This window comes from Microcoleus sp. B5-D4 (assembly GCF_036705145.1).
Taxonomy (GTDB): domain Bacteria; phylum Cyanobacteriota; class Cyanobacteriia; order Cyanobacteriales; family Microcoleaceae; genus Microcoleus.
Window position 1 is genome coordinate 126,679 of record NZ_JAUBTV010000003.1, and the last position, 18,245, is coordinate 144,923.

General features: G+C 44.6%; 7 protein-coding genes. 4 read left to right on the forward strand and 3 right to left on the reverse strand.

The genetic code is table 11. The features are described from left to right. Positions 1-17: 17 nt before the first annotated feature. Together QUB10_RS02530 and QUB10_RS02535 are read right to left on the reverse strand one after the other, a co-directional pair. Positions 18-3,524 carry a glycosyltransferase gene (locus tag QUB10_RS02530; protein WP_333199230.1) on the reverse strand — a complete coding sequence of 1,169 codons (3,507 nt, stop codon included), beginning with the start codon at positions 3,522-3,524 and terminating at the stop codon, positions 18-20. A gap of 150 nt (positions 3,525-3,674) precedes the next feature. Further along, complete coding sequence (locus QUB10_RS02535; RefSeq protein WP_333199232.1) at positions 3,675-6,242, reverse strand: glycosyltransferase; 2,568 nt, start codon at positions 6,240-6,242, stop codon at positions 3,675-3,677. A gap of 160 nt (positions 6,243-6,402) precedes the next feature. On the opposite strand from QUB10_RS02535, the gene QUB10_RS02540 reads away from it, so the two are divergent. The 3 genes from QUB10_RS02540 to QUB10_RS02550 all read left to right on the forward strand — a co-directional run bounded on the left by QUB10_RS02540 (position 6,403) and on the right by QUB10_RS02550 (position 15,799). Next, the gene (locus tag QUB10_RS02540; RefSeq protein ID WP_333199235.1) at positions 6,403-8,721 is read left to right on the forward strand and encodes a tetratricopeptide repeat protein; all 2,319 of its coding nucleotides are present in this window, start codon (positions 6,403-6,405) and stop codon (positions 8,719-8,721) included. Positions 8,722-8,904: 183 nt separating this feature from the next. After that, a complete protein-coding gene (locus QUB10_RS02545; RefSeq protein ID WP_333199237.1) occupies positions 8,905-10,197 on the forward strand; it encodes an ATP-binding protein in 1,293 nt (430 codons plus the stop codon). A 406-nt stretch (positions 10,198-10,603) separates the two neighbouring features. Beyond that, entirely contained in the window at positions 10,604-15,799 is a 5,196-nt protein-coding gene (locus tag QUB10_RS02550; RefSeq protein ID WP_333199239.1) for a PAS domain S-box protein, read from the forward strand. A gap of 249 nt (positions 15,800-16,048) precedes the next feature. Here QUB10_RS02550 and QUB10_RS02555 read toward each other — a convergent pair whose 3' ends face one another. After that, positions 16,049-16,612: a Uma2 family endonuclease gene (locus QUB10_RS02555; RefSeq protein ID WP_333199242.1), complete on the reverse strand. Its 564-nt coding sequence runs from the start codon at positions 16,610-16,612 to the stop codon at positions 16,049-16,051. A 208-nt stretch (positions 16,613-16,820) separates the two neighbouring features. On the opposite strand from QUB10_RS02555, the gene QUB10_RS02560 reads away from it, so the two are divergent. Further along, positions 16,821-18,206, forward strand: coding sequence for a lipid-A-disaccharide synthase-related protein (locus QUB10_RS02560; protein WP_333199243.1), 1,386 nt, complete (start codon positions 16,821-16,823; stop codon positions 18,204-18,206). The last annotated feature ends 39 nt before the right edge of the window (positions 18,207-18,245 follow it).

Sequence of the window (18,245 nt, forward strand, 5' to 3'; positions counted from 1 at the left end):
GCTGCAAGAACTCAGTTTTAACGAACCGATGAAAACACTTCAAAACCCTGTATTGATTGTATCACTTGTTGCCACGATCGGGAGTTGATCAGCTCGTTGGTATCGAACGGAACTCCTTTTTGCACAGCGAAAATACCAAAATTTTTCACCCAATCAAAGATACTTTCTGTGGTAAAATAAGGTGTGCAGGCCCAAGCAGATTGCAAATTATTCACCATCTCGGACATATCTCCTCGATCGTAAGCGTCCCAAGCTTTCCACACTAAATAATAGTATTTCAGCAGGCTATCGACTTGCTGTACCTGCTTTTTGAGTTTCGGACTGATAGAGAAACTGTCGCTCTCATCGTCACTTTCAAGTGCTTGTTCAATTAATTCTATATATTCCCGCAGCATCCGTTCTTCTTTGAATAGTTCTTGGGCTCGCGCTTTGCACGCTTGTCCTGCACCTCGGCGCAATTCGGGATTTTCTGCCCATATTTCCACCGTTTCTACTAACTCTTTTACTGTTCCTTCTGGGTCGATTGTAGGATCGGGGAGCAACTTTCCTGTATCTCCCAATTCTTCAGGAATCCCGCTGACTGCAGTGGCAATTACGGGCAATCCTTTCGCCATTGCTTCCATAATTGCTAGCGGCATTCCTTCTGCTTGGGAAGATAAAATAAAGATGTCGCTGGCATCGAGCCAATCGGCAATATCCCAGCGCTGTCCTAAGAATTTAACCTGTTCTTCTACTCCCAATTTGCTCACAGTTGCTCTTAATTCAGGTTCCAGATTGTCGTGAGTTGTAGACCCTGGCCCAGCCCAAACAAAGTAAATTTGGGGCCAAATTGGACGATTTTTCAATTGGGCGATCGCCTGCAATTGATACTGATATCCTTTAATTGGAGTCAATCTCGCCGCCGTAAAACAAACAACAGCATTTTCGGGGATTCCTTGTTCTTGACGCAGGCGTTGGCGAGTGGAAAGATTCGGCGGTTTAAAATAACTGTTCGGTCTCCCATAATAAATAACTTTGCCTCGTTTTAGAGGCACTTTAAAAATTCTTTTGAACAAGTTTAAATTTTCCTGGGACACTGCTACTACTGCTTTGGCTAAATCGTACTGATAGGAGACAGCCTCAAAATAGGGAATTTGATCGCCCCGATCGAAAGTTTCATAATTCCGGCCGATATAACCGAGAGTAACTATGTACGGTATGTCCTGCTTAATAGCAACTTGTTTAGCCGCAAAATTTGCCATCGGTGAGCCATCGCTAAATATAATTAAATCCGGTTGAGCCCGGGCATAAACTTTTTCAGCATCTCCTAAATTGTACGAAACTCGCAAAAACTCTTTAATCGTGTCAAAGTCCAGCCAAATATGTTCTATACCTAGCTGCTTTTGTTCGGCAATTAAAGGGTTAAAACTTTTAGTTTGAACACTAATAATTTGGTAGCCGTCGGCTGCTAATTTACACATCAGCGAGTGGTTAAACTGAGCCAAACCTCCCACTCCGTGGTCTTCGGCGAACAGGAGTATGCGGGCTTTTTGCGGTTGCTCAATCGAAATATCTGCAGGTTGAAATTGAGGAGTCTTGTTAGCAGCAACCACTACGACATGTTGCCATTCTTTTAAATTTGTTAAGGCATAAGTATCAAATTCGATACCGTATTCTTGCGAAACACTCCTAAAAGTTTCTAACCATTTAAATACTGTTTCCGTACCTGTAAAAGGAGTGTAATGAAGAGATTTCTCCAAACACTCGACCATCTCTGCCAAATATCCATCACGGTACATCCGCCACGCTACCCATACTAAACACCTGTAACGTTCCGCGCGTTTCAAGTCGCGGAGGTACTGAGGTAAGTCTAGCCGCGCGAAAAATTGCTCCATCACAATTTCCATATTTTTCATTACTTTGGATCCGCTGGACATGAGATTACTGTCGTGCTGGCGATAGCAGGTTAATATCTCTTTTAACCAAACTGACTTGCAGCCTTTTAAAGCTAAACGTAGGACAAAATCTAAATCTTCGGTTGGCGGCAAGCGATGATCGAAACCCCCCAAGCGTTCCCACCACTCTCGCCGCAGCATCAGGGCGCTGGAACGGACTGATTTGTACAAAACTAAGCTTTGTAAATTTAAGTAGGGTGCTTCTTCCCAAGGCTTTACTCCATAGATGCCTTCGTCCTTTTTGTCAACTATCAGCCAACCTGTCTGCACCAAATCTAATGTGGGGTCAACGTCAAAGCAAGCAATTTGTTTTTCGAGTTTTTCTGGGAGGAAGAAGTCGTCGCTGTCGAGAAAAGCTAAAAATTCGCCTTTGGCTAGTTCGCAGCCCCGATTCCGAGCTATTGCTGCCCCTTGATTTTCTTGATAAACGTACTGAATGAAATCGCCGTAAGGCTCTAAGATTTGGCGAGTGTTGTCGGTCGAGCCGTCATCTACGACAATAATTTCCCAGTCTTGGTAAGTTTGGTCTATCACACTTTCTACTGCTCTAATTATATAGCAATCGCAGTTATATGTCGGGATAATTACGCTGACTCGTGCTGCTTTTTGGGGAATTATATTAGAAATTAAGTCTTGCCATTCTGGTAAGTTTCTTAATGATTGCATAGTTAGGGGAAATCCGTAAGCTTTAGCAATAGCACCCAGACGATTTATCCAATCTCTTACGGTTTTTTTAGCAGAGTAAGGAGTATAAGCGAAAGATTTTTGGTAATACTCAACCGCTGACGCCGGATAGCCGGTATAGTACAAGTGCCATGCCATCCATGTCAGTGCTTCGTAGAAAGCAGGATTTTCTAAGTCGCGGATGTGCTGTGGCAAATCGGGTTTATTGAATAAGTTTTGTTTTAATTTAATAAACAGATTTGCTTGTTCGATCGATTTTTTAATTGACACATTTTTGTCATGCTGGCGATAACATACGGTCACCTGGGGTAGCCAAGCAGATTCGCAACCTAACAATGCTAAACGCAATACTAAATCGGCATCATCTACGGAATTAAACTCTGAGTTAAATCCCCCTACCTTTTCTAACCACTTTCGCCAAAACATCATGGCGCTAGGAAGTACGGGCATCTGTACTATCCATGTTTTCAAGTTTAATGTTGGGAAATCTTCCCAACATTTGATATCAGAAATTGTCTCTCCTTGCTCGTTCACTAAACGCCAGCCGCTATTGACAATTCCTAGTGATGGCTGAGCGTCAAATAACGCAACTTGTCCAGCTAACTTATCGGACAAGAAAAAGTCATCTTGATCTAAAAAAGCAATTAATTCACATCGGGATTCCTGAATTCCTCGGTTGCGGGCGGCAGCTACTCCTTGGTTTTCCTGATAAACATAGCGAATTTTGTCAAAATAAGGCTGCAATGCTTGGCGGGTGTCGTCGGTTGAGCCATCGTCTACGACGATAATTTCCCAGTTTTTATAGGTTTGGCTGATGACGCTTTCTACCGCTTGCGCGATGTAGCGATCGCCATTATATGCTGGAATAATTACACTTACTCGCGGTGTCGGATTTGCTATTGACATGAGTTTTATCGGTGATAAGGAAGGGTTCGGCAACTGATTATGAAACGGATGTAACGGAGGTAACGGAGGTAAGGCAGAAGGCAGAAGGCAGAAGACAGATGCAATTCTACTGCTGACAGCCATCTGAATTTGAAATGTAAATCTGGTCTTTTAGCGTGCATAAAATACAGATTCAATACCCTGTACTTCCTCGACTAATTGTTGCCATTCGGGTGAATTAGTTAGAGAATATGTATCTAAATAATGCCCTTTAGCTGACGAAAAATTACCAAAAAATTCTATCCAGTTTAACAGCGTTTCTGTACTCAAAAAAGGCGTACACTGCAAAGATTCTTGAAGCCACTTCTGCATCCCGATGAGATCTTCTTGACAGTAAGCGTGCCACCCCTTCCACACTAAAAAGCTGTAGCGCACCCGGCTTTCTACCTTCGCCATCCACTCCTGCACCTGTTTTTGAGTAACAAATTGATCTTTTTCGCGATCGGAAAGTAAAGCTTTTTCGATCGCCTCAACAGACTCTGCGAGCATCCGCTCCTCTTTGAACATTTTCTCGGCCCGCTGCTTGCAAGCTTGACCGATTTGGCGGCGCAATTCTGGATTCAGCGCCCAAGCTTCTACAGTTTCCGCCAATTCCCTCGCTGTGCCTTCGGGATCGGTATTCGGATCGGGCAACAACTTCCCAGTATCGCCGAGTCCTTCTGGAATCCCGCCCGCTGCCGAAGCAACTACGGGCAATCCTTTAGCCATCGCTTCCATGACTGCAAAAGAAGGTGCTGCATCGCCGAGAGATGTCAAAATGAATATGTCGCTAGCATCCAGTAAATCTAGGATATCCCAGCGCTGTCCGATCAACTTCACGCGATCGCTCACTCCTAACTCTCTAACAGCTTCCCTCAATTCTCTTTCTAGATCCCTATAGCTTCCCTCGCCATTTCCCGCCCAGACAAAATAAAGTTTAGACCACACCGGAGACTGCTTCAACTGTTTGATTGCTTCGATCTGATATCGATGCCCTTTAACGGGTGCCAATCGAGCAGATGTGAAACAGACAATCGCATCTTCAGGAATTTCTAACTCTTGCCGCAGGCGTTGGCGAGCCGAAGGATTAGGAGGTGCAAAATATTCAGGAGAGCGCCCCAAGTAAATCACTTGTCCTCGCTCTTTTGGCAACTTGAAATGTTGGCACAATAAATTCAAATGTTCGTAAGCCAAAACAATCACGGCTCTAGCTTGCAGGCACTGATACAGCACTCCCTCTCGATAAGGCACTACATCCCCGTAGGCAAAATTTGCGTGATCTGGCATGACTAACCCGATTAACATCATGTATGGTATTCCCATCTGAATAACTACCTGTTTAACTGCAAAATTGGAATAGGGCCAGCCATCGCTAAAAATAATCAGATCGGGTTTATTAGTAGAAAAAATCTCTTGTCCATCCTCAGTATTTCTTAATACCCGCGCTAAATCTCTATGGCTGCTAAAATCGAGCCACAAGTGTTCTATACCTAACTCTCGTTCTCGCTCAAGCAAGGGGCTAGAATGTTTGGTTTGCACGCAAGTGACTCGATAGCCCAACAAGGCTAACTGACAGAGAATAGCATGGTTGTACTGCGCTAATCCTCCCACGCCCGGATCGTCGGCGTTGTAGAGTAAAATGTGCGTTTCCCTACGGGATAGCTTCGCTTCACGTGGTTTTGAAGGTGTGGAAATAGAACTCTGTTGGGATTGGGGCGGATTAGTCATAACCATCAAAATTATATCTTGCCATTCCCCTAACTGACTCAGGGAATAACCGTCAAAATTGTCACCGTATTCTTCAGAAAGGCTATGAAAAGTTTCCAGCCAATTCAAGACTGTTTCCGTGGGCGAAAAAGGGGTATATTGCAATGACTTTTCCAAACACGGGGCCATCTCTGCTAGATGACCGCCGCGATACATCCGCCATGCCATCCACACCAAGCATTGATAGCGTTCCTGGTTTTTTAACTGGCGGATTGACTGAGGCACATCAAGTCTAGCAAAGAATTTTTCCATCAGAATTTCTGTATTCTTCATTAGCGGAAAACCGCTTGACATGAGATTGGTATCGTGCTGGCGATAACAGGTAAGTGTCTCTTCTAACCAAACTGCTTTGCACCCCTTTAAAGCTAAACGCAAGGCAAAGTCTAAATCTTCCGTAGGCGGAAGCCCCGCATCGAAACCGCCCAAGTATTCCCACCACTTACGCCGCAGTAGCATGGCACTTGGGCGCACACATTTATATAGAATAAAGCTTTCTAAATCTAATTTAGACGCTTGCTGCCAAGGCTTGACGGCAGAAATCTCTCGCCCGGTTTCATCGACCATGAGCCAACCTGTTTGCACCATATCTAATGTGGGGTCAGCGTCAAAGCAAGCTACCTGTTTCTCTAGCTTGGATGGTAGGAAATAGTCATCCGCATCTAGAAAAGCTAAAAACTCGCCTTTGGCTAGCTGGCAAGCACGATTACGAGCTATTGCTGCTCCTTGATTTTCCTGGTATATGTAGCGAATTCTGTCAAAATAAGGCTGCAATACTTGCTGCGTGCGATCGGTAGAACCATCGTCTACAACTATAATCTCCAAATTAGTAAAAGTTTGACCTAGGGCGCTCTCCACCGCTTGTACGATGTAGCGAGATCCATTATATACAGGTATAATTACGCTGATTAGCGGTGTTGGATTGACTGTTGACATTATTTAGCTCGCTGTTAACCTATTACTCTCTAGTTTATATTAATCTCACGGACATTCAGCACTATTCTCAGCTCGCTAGCTCTACTTACAGAAACTTGAAGTTTGGCAAATTGTAGCATATAATCTTACAGGTAATGATTACTCAAAAGGAAAAGAAAAAATGAATTCAGAAACAGCGCAGGTGAATTTTCAGCAACAGGCAGAACTTTATTTAGCTACAGGCAACTTCGATCGGGCGATCGCACTTTGCCAACAAGTTTTGGCATCTGAACCCAACTCTGCAGAGACTTGCAAGACCTTGGGGAAGGCGCTGCAAGCTCAGGGTAAACTAGAAGACGCAAGGTATTGGTATAAAGTTGCGATCGCCCTGCAACCCGATTTTGCCGAAGCTTTTGCTAACCTCGGCACTCTCTGCGCTACTTTGGAACAGTGGCAAGAGGCGATCGCCTGTTACCAAAAAGCCATCTCCATCCAACCGGACTTTGCAGGATTTTACCGTAATTTGAGCCGGATATTTACCCAACTCGGTCAAGCTGAAGAAGCAGCAGACTGTTGGTATCAAGCACTCATCTTGGAGCCAATAGAAATATCGGAAGAATATCTAGATTTGGGTAATAGATTGCTTGCACAAAATAAGCCCGAAAAAGCGCTAGTTTGTTACCATCGCACCATTTTTTTAAACCCTAGTTTTTGCGAAGCTTATTGCAAAATAGCCGAAGCTGCTAGCGAGCTGAAACAGTGGGACGAAGCTATTGTTCACTACCGCAAAGCTATTCAACTCCAGCCGGAGATTTCGGATTTTTATTACAAATTAGGCAATGTTTTGCAAGCTAAGGAACTCTGGCGCGAAGCGGAGGCTGCCTACCGAAAAAGTATTGATTTAAATCCCAATTCTTTTTTGTCATACTACAACTTAGGCAGCGTGCTGCTCAATTTAGAAAAATGGCAAGAAGCTGCGATCGCCTACCGCACGGCTGTTGAAATCAACCCGGATTATTCTTGGTCTTACTACAGCATCGGTGCAGCTTGCGATCGATTAGAAGAATGGTCTGAATCCGCCGCAGCTTACCAGCGCGCTACTGAAGTAGACCCGAATTTTTTCGCAGCTTTTCACCAGTTAGGAGATGCTCTTTTTAAACTCGACAAGTGGTCAGAAGCTGAGGCTGCATACGAACGGGCGATCGCACTAAATGCGGATTTATTTTGGTCTCATTATAATTTAGCTTTGACTTTAGTTAAACTTCACAAGTTTGCCGAAGCAACACTCGCTTATCGGCGGGCGATCGCACTCAATCCAGAATTCTCTTGGACTTACCACAATTTAGGAGAAGCGCTGTTGAAAACTCAACAGTGGAAAGCCGCAGCTACCGCTTATCAACGTGCTATTGAACTTAATCCCCGTATTTCTTGGTCTTATTACAATTTAGGCGATGCTTTGAGTGAAAATCACGCATGGAACGATGCTGTTTCCGCCTACCTTTGTGCGCTTCAAATCGAGCCGTCTCTACCGGGAATTTACATAAAGTTAGGTGAGGCTCTAATTAAAAGAACTCCGGTAGATTCAGATGTAGCAACTAGCTACTATCACCACGAAATGCAGCCGCAGCACGCTCCTGAATTTTACTGCGAAATAGCCCAAAAGTTTGCGGAGAGCGATCGGCTTAACGAAGCCATAATATTGTACTTGATGGCATTAGAAATTAGACCAAAAGATCCTCAAATATCCCAAAAATTAGAGGATCTTTTAGAAAAACAGCGTCAAACAGGGGAATCTACTCTATTATTAGAGTTAGAAGCTAAGGATATTCGCGATCGTTACATTGCCCGAGTCGCCAAAGGCAAGACTTTTGCAGAAGTCGGTGGCTTGTGGGGAACTGTCAGCGAAAAAGTATCTGTAGCTAGCAAATACGGTGCAGTTTGTCTGACAATGATTGATGCCATGCCGGCATCCATGCACTGGTGGCAAGATTTTCACCATCGCATGACAAGTTTAAATATTGCTAATTATCACTGTATCAATCAAGATATCACTCAGATTCAGCTTGCCGACATTGGCGAGCCTTACGATGTAGTTCACTGTGCAGGAGTGTTGTACCATCACCCGCATCCGTTACAGATTTTAGTTGCCTTGCGTCAGATAACTCGCGAGCATTTAGTTTTCACTTCAGCTATTACTCAAGAAGTGATAGAAAATGAGTTGGGACGCTATGAAATTCCAGCTTCGGGAGTAATGTTTATTCCCGCTTTGGACGACGCAGAACGAGCTATTTTAACAGCATACTGGCAGCAATACCTCAACAACAACCCACTTATAGGGATAACTGAAAAAGCAGTTTTTGACATCAACGACTTTGCGCCGTGGTGGTGGCTACCTACAGCTACTGCTTTAGAAGCTATGTGCAAAGTCGCGGGATTTAACGTTTTAGACAAAGGATTGACTTGGGACAATAATGCTTTGACTCTGCTGCTGGGGATTTGAGGGTTTGTAAACGAATAATAACAGGACTTGCTTGTGCACAAACGGCTAAACACCCGGTTTATGAGCGGATTCCTCGTTTTCTTTCCCCAATATTCCTACTAGAAACCGGGTGTTTTTCGTAAGTCCTAAATAAAATAGCTGCAAACATTTTTTGTGAAGAAAACAGGAACTGGGAAATAATCAATGAACAATCAGCAATTAGAGACGCCGTTAGGAAACATTTTAGTAGTAGACGATACCGCAGAAAACCTGCGTCTGTTGTCTACGATGTTGACTCAGAGGGGATACACACCGCGCTGCGTGATTAACGGAAAAATGGCTCTGAGAGCCTGCAATTCTAATCCACCCGATTTGATTTTGCTCGACATAATGATGCCAGAAATGAACGGCTACGAAGTCTGTCAGCACTTGAAATTAGAAGCGAAAACTCGCGAAATTCCGGTAATATTTATCAGCGCTAAAGATGAAGTATTCGACAAAGTAAACGCATTTGCTGTGGGAGCTGTTGACTATATCAGCAAGCCTTTTCAGTTTGAAGAAGTGCTTGCCCGCATCGAAAGTCACCTCAGCCTGCGGAATTTACAAAAGCAGCTAAAAGAACAAAATATGCTGCTGCAAGAAGAAATCACGAGCCGCTTAGCAGTCGAAAAAACTCTTCAGGAAAAAAACCAAATCTTGCAACAAGAAATCAGCACCCGTCGCGCTGTTGAAAAAGCTCTGCAAGAGCAAAATTTGGTACTCCAACAAGAGATATCGCACCGCCAGCGCGCCGAATCTGCTCTCTTAAAATCTAACCAAGAATTGGCGCGTTCAAATGCAGAACTAGAACAATTTGCTTATGTGGCTTCTCACGACTTGCAAGCGCCTTTAGCAACCATTGCCAGTTACGCTCAACTTTTAGAAAAACGCTACAAAGACCAACTCGACAGCCAAGGTAGTAAGTTTATCGGTAATATCGTTCAGGGCTGCACCAGAATGCAAACTTTAATTGACGATTTACTCGAATATTCGCGCGTGGGCCGGAGTCGGAAACCTTTTCAACTGACAGATTGCAATCATGCAGTCGAGCAAGCACTCGCGAACCTGCAAGGGGCGCTCCACGAGACTAAAGCCGTTGTCACCTACAGCGAATTACCCGCGGTAATGGGGGATATTTCTCAACTCGTGCAGCTATTTCAAAATTTAGTCAGCAATGCGATTAAATATCGCCACGATGCACCGCCTGTGGTTCATATTACCGCTTGCAAACAGGAGAAAAAGTGGTTAATTTCTGTCTCAGATAATGGAATTGGGATTGCTCCCCAGCATCAAAAACGCATCTTTCAAATTTTCCAGCGCTTGCACACTCAAAGAGAATATTCGGGGACAGGTATTGGTTTAGCAATTTGTCAAAAAATTGTGGAACTTCACGGCGGATGTATCTGGGTGGAATCGGAACCGGAGCAAGGTTCAACTTTTCACTTTACTCTCGCTTAGTCGAGACATCCTGTCGGCAAAAGGTATGAGCTATAAGGTAGGTAAACTTAATTACTTTCTATATTTTAAGTCAGAGAATAGAAAGTACGCTCTACAAGTTAACACCATTTTTTATGGCAAAGAAAATAAGTAAAAAATTGGTAATTATGGTGAAATTTTGGCTGAGAATTTAGGCTATATTTGGATTCTTTTTTTAACTGGTATAAATTGCTATTTAGAAGGAAAAACGTTTGGCGTTGACAGTATACTTAGTGCGTGATACAATAATAAGTAGACAAAATTTTTGTACTTTTTGATCGCACCGCAATCTTAGGATCGATATATGTGTACGGGCAATTGAATAACTGCCCTGAAAATAAAAGGTAAAATTCAAGGTTGTTTACCATTTTTTTGATAAATAAATATTATGAAAGCAGTTTTTAACTTAGCTTTGCCTCCTATCTGCTTTAAAGTTCTGTTAGTAGAAGACAACCCTCATGAAGCTGAGCTGATTGAAGATTTGCTGTCAGAAATTGGCGGCGCGCAGCGTATAGTGCTGACGAAAGTAGAGCGCCTTAGCGAAGCGCAGCAGCGATTGAATCAAGAAACTTTTGACATAATTTTATTAGACCTTTCACTGCCAGATAGTCTGGGAATCGAGACGGTGGCTCGGGTACAAGAGTACGGGGTAAATGTGCCGATCGTAGTTCTGACCGCCCAAAACGACGAAGAACTTGCCCTGCGGTTGATTTCGGTCGGCGTACAGGATTATTTGGTAAAAAGAAAAATCGACAGCGAACTGTTAATTCGATCGCTCCGTTACGCCATAGAACGCCAGAACAGTCAAGATGCTTTGCGAAAAAGTGAAGAAAAATATCGATCGGTGGTGGAAAATTCCCTGATCGGCATTGCCATCATCGCTCCAATTATTGACAGCGAAATTCCTCTAAATTGCCACTGGATAGAAGTTAACGATGCCCTGTGCAATTTGCTGGGGTATGAGCGCTACGAACTCGTGCAAAAGAATTGGCTAGAGTTGACTCATCCAGAGGATTTGGAGGCTAATTGTGAAAATTTTTCTCAGATGTTAGCAGGTAGGCTCGACGGTTACATCTCAGACAAAAGGTGGCTCAGAAAAAATGGCGAAATAGTTCATACGCGAGTTTCCCGGCGCTGCATCCGCCGCATGGACGGGTCTATCGACCGGATAATCGAAGTAGTGTTGGACGTGAGCGATCGCTACCGCTACGAAGCCAAACTGAAAGCGTCAGAAGAATTTTTAAACCACACCATAAATGCTACGCCCGACCCAATTTTTGTCAAAGACGAGCAACACCGCTGGATGATATTAAATGATGCTTTTTGTCAGTTGGTCGGCAAATCGCGGCAAGAACTGATCGGCAAATCAGATTATGACTTTTTTCCCCAATCAGAAGCTGCTGTTTTTTGGACAAAAGATGAAGAAGTATTGACAACGGGTATCTGCTGGGAAACCGAAGAACAATTCACAGACTCGGCCGGGAAAGAACACATAATTTCTACCAAAAAAAGCGTCTTCCAAATAGCAGACGGCAGTAAAGTAATAGTGGGTACAATTAGAGATTTTACCGAATACAGACAACAACAAAAAGCCCTGGAACAAAGCGAAGCTCGCTTTCAAAAATTGGTAGCTAACCTGCCGGGAACAATTTATCAATTACGAAGGTCAGCCACTGGAAAAATGTCTTTCCCCTACATCTCTTCAGGCAGCCGGCAACTCTACGAATTAGAGGCCGAAGCCATAGAGGAAAATGCGGAACTAATTTCCAATGGAATTCACCCAGACGACCTCTTAGATTTAAAAGCATCGATGGCAATTTCAGCTACTACGCTGGAACCTTGGCAGCAGCAGTGGCGACAGACTTTGCCATCTGGAAAAGTTAAGTGGCTGCAAGGAGCTGCGAGACCAGAAAGGCTCAATAATGAGAGCAAATCTGGCAGCGAAGGCGATATTCTCTGGGACGGTTTAGTGATGGATATCACTGAATTAAAGCAGGCCCAAACAGAGCGCGATCGTTTTTTTACCATCTCCTTAGACTTGCTTTGCATTGTAGGTTTTGACGGCCATTTTAAACGTTTAAACCCAGCTTGGTCAACAGCTTTAGGCTACAGTATTAGTGAATTGTTTGCCAAGCCAATGATCGAATTTGTTCATCCAGACGATCGAAAAGCCACCGCAGCCGAAGGAGCAAAACTAATAGCGGGTACGTCCAGTATCTCCTTTGAAAACCGCTACATCTGCAAAGACGGTTCTTACAAATGCTTCCTGTGGACGGCATCGCCATTTAGCGAAGAAGGTTTAATCTACTCAGTCGGTCACGACATTACCTCTCGTAAACAAGCAGAGTCTCAACTCCAGCGACAAGCAGTAGCAATGGCCGCTGCTTATGACGGCATCGCTATTTTTAATAATAATAAAGAATGTATTTATTCCAACGACGCTTATCTCAAAATGTACGGCTTGGCTAGCCCTAGCGAAATGTATGGGAAGAAATGGAAAATGCTCTACAGCAAAGCAGAAAATATATTTTTTGAATTACAAATAATGCCGATGCTTCTGCAAAAAGGGTACTGCAATATAGAAGCAATCGGTCAGCGCCGTGACGGTACTAAGTTCCCTCAAGAATTGTCGCTGACAATGCTTGTCGGTGGCGAAATCATTTCTATAGTCCGCGATATAACTAATAGAAAACAGGTAGAATCAGCCCTGCGATCGAGCCAGCGCCGGTACCAAACTTTAGCAGAAGCATCGCCAGTTTGCATATTTCACACCGACACCTTGGGAAATTGCCTTTATGTGAATCAACGGTGGAGCGAAATTACGGGATTAAATGCAGAATTAGCAGCAGAAATTGGCTGGATGAATGCCATACATCCCGACGATGTTGATCGGGTGAAAAATGAATGGCATCGAGCAATTATTGAGAAAATTCCTTTTAAATCAGAATACCGCTTTCAGCGTCCAGACGGTCGTGTAATTTGGGTGATAGGTCAGGCAATTGCAGAAATCGGAGACAAGCAGGAAATTAAAGGCTATATCGGCACTATTACTGATATTAGCGATCGCAAACAAGCAGAATTAGATTTGCTGCGAGTTACTCAAGCGGTGGAAAGCACCAGCGATGCGATCGGCATTGCTGACTTGACAGGGCGATCGCTCTACCACAATCAAGCCTTTGTTCAACAGTACGGCTACACTGCAGAAGAACTAAACACAGCAGGCGGATTAACAGCACTTTACCCCCAAACTAAAGTGCTGCTAGAAATGTTTAAAACGATCCGTCAAGGCAAATCTTGGCAAGGCGAACTCAAAATCAACAGTAAAAACAACGAACTGGTAACAACTTTATTTCGCGCCGACGGCATTAAAGATGAAACTGGTCATTTAATCGGGTTAGTGGGAGTAATTACCGACATCACCGAACGCAAACAAGCGGAGATGATCCTGCAGCAGCAATTAAGGCGAGAACGGCTAGTAGTTGCCATGCTCGATCGCATTCGCTCTTCCCTAAACTTAGAAGAAGTCCTGACAACTGCTGTCGAAGAAGTGCGGCAATTTTTGCAAACAGACCGCACAGTTATTTACCGCTTTAATCCCGACTGGAGCGGTCGGGTAGTTGTCGAATCCGTAGCCAAAGATAGAATTTCGCTGTTAAATCTTAATAATGTTGATGGCTGTTTTAGAGAAAAATTTGTTGATTTTTATCAGCAAGGCTGTATTAGATCAATGGCAGATATTTACCGGGAAAATTTGACGGAATGCCACATGAAATTTCTCGAAGGAATTGAAGTAAAAGCTAACTTAATAGTGCCGATTTTACAAGCACGAGAAAGCATTTCCCAAGTCCAACCGACGGCAGAAAATCAGCTCTGGGGACTGCTGATCGCCCAGGATTGCAGCGGCCCCCGTCCCTGGGATTCCTCAGAAATAGAATCCCTCCGGCAATTGTGCGTGCAATTGGCGATCGCGATCCAGCAATCGACGCTATTTCAACAAGCACAAACCGAAATTGTCGATCGCAAACTTGCAGAATCTGCCCTCCAACAAGCTGCATTAGCCGCAGAAAGCGCCAACCGCGCCAAAAGCGAATTTCTTGCCAACATGAGCCACGAACTACGCACGCCTTTAAACGGCGTTTTAGGTTACGCTCAAATCCTCAAAACCGACAAAGACTTAAGCTCAGATCAGCAAGAAAGTCTCAGCAATATTCAACAGTGCGGTCAACACCTGCTGATGTTAATCGACGATGTTTTAGATCTTTCCAAAATTGAAGCTAGAAAAATGGAACTCTACCCGGAAGAGTTAAATTTTATAAATTTTATCAAAAACATTGCCGATCTCTTTCAGATGCGGGCCTCTCAAAAAGAAATTTTATTTAATTACGAACAAGTCTCTCCCCTGCCTAGCCGTGTTCGTGTCGATCCAAAAAGATTGCGCCAAATTCTCATAAATTTACTCAGCAATGCCGTTAAATTTACTAACAGTGGCGGTGTGACTTTCAAAGTCGGCTATGTCGGCACAGAGGCCTGGAGTCGAGGGCAAGGAGAAAATTATGAGTTCTCGACTTTGAGTTCGGAACTGAAAGAAAATTATATGCGCTTCGCCCACAATGCGATCGCAGCCAAACACGCTTTAAAAATCCGCTTTCAAGTCGAGGATACTGGCACGGGCATAGACCAAAGCAAGTTAGAAGAAATATTTTTGCCTTTCCACCAAGTAGGAGGCAATACATTTGTTGAAGGTACAGGTCTCGGACTCTCGATCAGCCAGAAATTAGCGAAACTAATGGGTGCCGAAATTCGCGTCCACAGCACTTTGGGAAAAGGCAGCACTTTTTGGGTAGATTTAGAATTACCAGCAGCTAAACGGTACTTGGAGGTGTCTCCTTTGCAGGAAAAACGCTGGCTTGTCGGTTTTATCGGCAACAAGCGGAAAGTGCTAATCGTGGATGACAATCAACTGGATCGCGATTTGTTGTGCAGGCTGCTGCGGCGTTTGGGATTTGAGGTTGCAGAGGCCCAAAACGGGCAAGAATGCCTCTGGAAAATAGTTGAATTTCAACCGGATGTGATTTTAATGGACTTGCGGATGCCTGTAATGGATGGCTTAGAAACTGCAAGAAAACTGCGGCAGTTGCCGGAAGTAAAAGATGTTGTGTTAATCGCTATGTCAGCTAGCGTTTTCGAGGCTACGCAGCAAGATAGCATCCTCGCAGGGTACGATGCTTTTCTTCCCAAACCGATCGAAGCAAACCACTTTTTGGAACAGTTGCGAGTGCGTTTGGGACTAGAATGGATTTATGGGGAATCTTCGGAAAACAAAAAGCGCAAAACTCCCAGTTTGTCACCAGCCTCTGATTTTCCTGCTTATTCTTCTCTGTTACCTGCGGCTTCTGAGTCAGTAGCAAAACTTTTGAAACTCGCAGCTATGGGTGACATTGAAGAAATTTTTGAGGAGAGTGCTAAGCTGGAGAGTTTAGAACCTAATTTAGTGCCGTTGGTCTCGAAGCTGCGCCAACTTGCTAAGGGATTTCAGCTCAAACACATTCGGACTACTTTAAACCAATATATCGATGGTCAGTAGTCAGTAGTCAGTGGTCAGTAGTCAATCGATTTTAGATTTTAGATTTTAGATTTTAGATTAAAGAATTGAAGTATTGACTCCACGGATAAATTCGGGGGCCAAGTTTCTCGGATACAGGTTTTTTATTTCTGGGTCCTGAGTCTGCGAAGGAATGAATCCGGGGGCTTGTATCCTGGATGCTTTCGGTCAGTAGTCAGTAGTCAGTGGTCAGTAGTGATATCATGTGCGGTCGCTCGATCGGACATGATATCACTCTAATAGCCAACCAAATAATTCTCCTACTGTCAGTTGCAATTCTCTGGCAAAAGATGGCATGGGCACTAACTGTTCCGGTTCGTCAAACACCTCCGTTGATTGAGTCGGCAGATATACAAACACCGATCGCTCCTCTGGATCGATTAACCAACCCATTTGAGTTCCGTGTTTGAGACAATGTAAAATATTTTTAGTAACTTTAGTTTGGCTTTGGTCGGGGGAGAGGATTTCAATTGTCCAATCCGGGGCGATCGCAAACACATTTGCCACACCACCATTTTCTTTACGGGGAATGCGTTCCCAAGTGAATACAGTCACGTCTGGAACGATCGCTCGACCGCCAAAAATGCACCGTAGTTCTGGAAATGCTCGCGCCACCTTTTGAGGTTTAAGAGCAGTATTAGCAGCGCCTGTCAACTCGCCTTGAATGACACTATGTTCTCCTTGAGCCATTGGTTTTTGAATGATTTCACCGTCAATGTACTCGCTGGCTGGTTTGGTTTCTGGCAACTTCAGAAACTCTTGGAGTGTCAAAGATTTTGGCAGGGTTTGTACCATCCAATTTTACCTATAAAATAGGAGTTTAATCTGCTATTTTACCAAAAAGTCCCCGACTCGCACGGGTCTACTTACTTCATTTTTTCCGCTATATAGTAGTTCTCAAGCGTGGTGAGGTATGCCCAATGCCCCATGCCCCATGCCCCATGCCCCATGCCCGATGCCCAATGCCCGATAATATGAGAGACAGTTTTTGAGAGAGTTGGGATTGAAATTACTTTGCCTCAGTAACGGCCACGGAGAAGACGCGATCGCCCTTCGCATCTTGCAGGAACTGCAACAGCACCCGCATCCGCCAGAATTAGCCGTGTTTCCGCTAGTGGGTGAAGGGCAAGCTTTCGCTCAACTAGAAAACGCCCGCATCATCGGCCCGGTGCAGCGGATGCCTTCGGGCGGCTTTATTTACATGGACGGGAGGGAATTTTTGCGCGATGTCAAAGGCGGCCTGCTGCAGTTGACCATCGCTCAGTTTAAAGCCATCCGCGCTTGGGTGCGAAGCCAACAACAGTCTGGGAATCAAGACGGCGTTATTTTAGCCTGCGGGGATATTGTACCGCTGCTGTTTGCTTGGCTCAGCGGCGCGCCCTATGCCTTTGTCGGTACTGCCAAGTCCGAGTATTATTTGCGGGACGAGGACGGGCCTCTGGCTCGCAAATCCAGGGTAAGCGGTGGGTGGAATTGGTCGCGATCGGTTTATTTGCCTTGGGAGCGTTGGTTGATGACTCGATCGCGCTGTCGAGCCATTTTTGCCAGGGACGCGCTAACCGCCGAGACTTTACAAAAGCTGGGAATTCCCGCTTACAATCTCGGAAACCCGATGATGGACGGACTCGAACCGGAAAGCCCCGCCGGTTTTTACGGCCCTGACGCAGAGTTTCGGGAAATGGAGCGATCGCTCATCATCACCTTACTCCCCGGTTCTAGAGCGCCGGAAGCCTATGCTAATTGGCTGCTAATAGTAGAGGCTGTAGCCGGAATTTTATCGCTGTTTGCCGATCGCAAATTGTTATTTTTTGGAGCCATTTCTCCTGAGTTAAATTTAGAAGCTTTGCGACCTAGTTTAGAATTTTTCGGCTGGCGACAAGACGGCGAAACTAGAACGCAGCGGCGAGAAGGAAGTATTTTGCTACCTCCTGTTTCAAGCGCTCAAGAAATTCAAAAAGAATCTCCTAATTTGCTATTGCCCTTGACATTTGTGCAGAGAAACGCCACGATGATTTTAACTCAGCAAAGTTTTAACGATTGTTTGTACGAAGCCGATTTAGCAATAGCAATGGCCGGAACGGCTACAGAACAATTTGTAGGTTTAGGAAAACCGGCGATCGCCATTCCCGGAAACGGCCCGCAATTTACTCCCGCCTTTGCAGAAGCTCAAAGTCGCCTGTTAGGCCCGTCATTAATTTTAGTCAAACATCCCGCTGAAGTTGCCGGCGCCGTGCAGTCTTTGCTCCGCGACCCCGACAGGTTGCAGCTAATCGCTGAAAATGGCTGGCGGCGAATGGGAGAACCCGGTGCAGCAGCCAGAATTGCCGAGTGTTTAATTCAGCGGTTCGGCGGTGAATTCAGCAATTCTCAATTGCCTGCAATACACTAGGGACAAAACAATGTTTTGTCCCTACCGAGTATATTTAAT

Bases quoted from the DNA above. Each gene is read 5' to 3' on its own strand.
- QUB10_RS02550 (WP_333199239.1), top strand. From the start codon at position 10,604: ATGAAAGCAGTTTTTAACTTAGCTTTGCCTCCTATCTGCTTTAAAGTT.
- QUB10_RS02530 (WP_333199230.1), bottom strand. From the start codon at position 3,524: ATGTCAATAGCAAATCCGACACCGCGAGTAAGTGTAATTATTCCAGCA.
- QUB10_RS02555 (WP_333199242.1), bottom strand. From the start codon at position 16,612: ATGGTACAAACCCTGCCAAAATCTTTGACACTCCAAGAGTTTCTGAAG.
- QUB10_RS02545 (WP_333199237.1), top strand. From the start codon at position 8,905: ATGAACAATCAGCAATTAGAGACGCCGTTAGGAAACATTTTAGTAGTA.
- QUB10_RS02535 (WP_333199232.1), bottom strand. From the start codon at position 6,242: ATGTCAACAGTCAATCCAACACCGCTAATCAGCGTAATTATACCTGTA.
- QUB10_RS02540 (WP_333199235.1), top strand. From the start codon at position 6,403: ATGAATTCAGAAACAGCGCAGGTGAATTTTCAGCAACAGGCAGAACTT.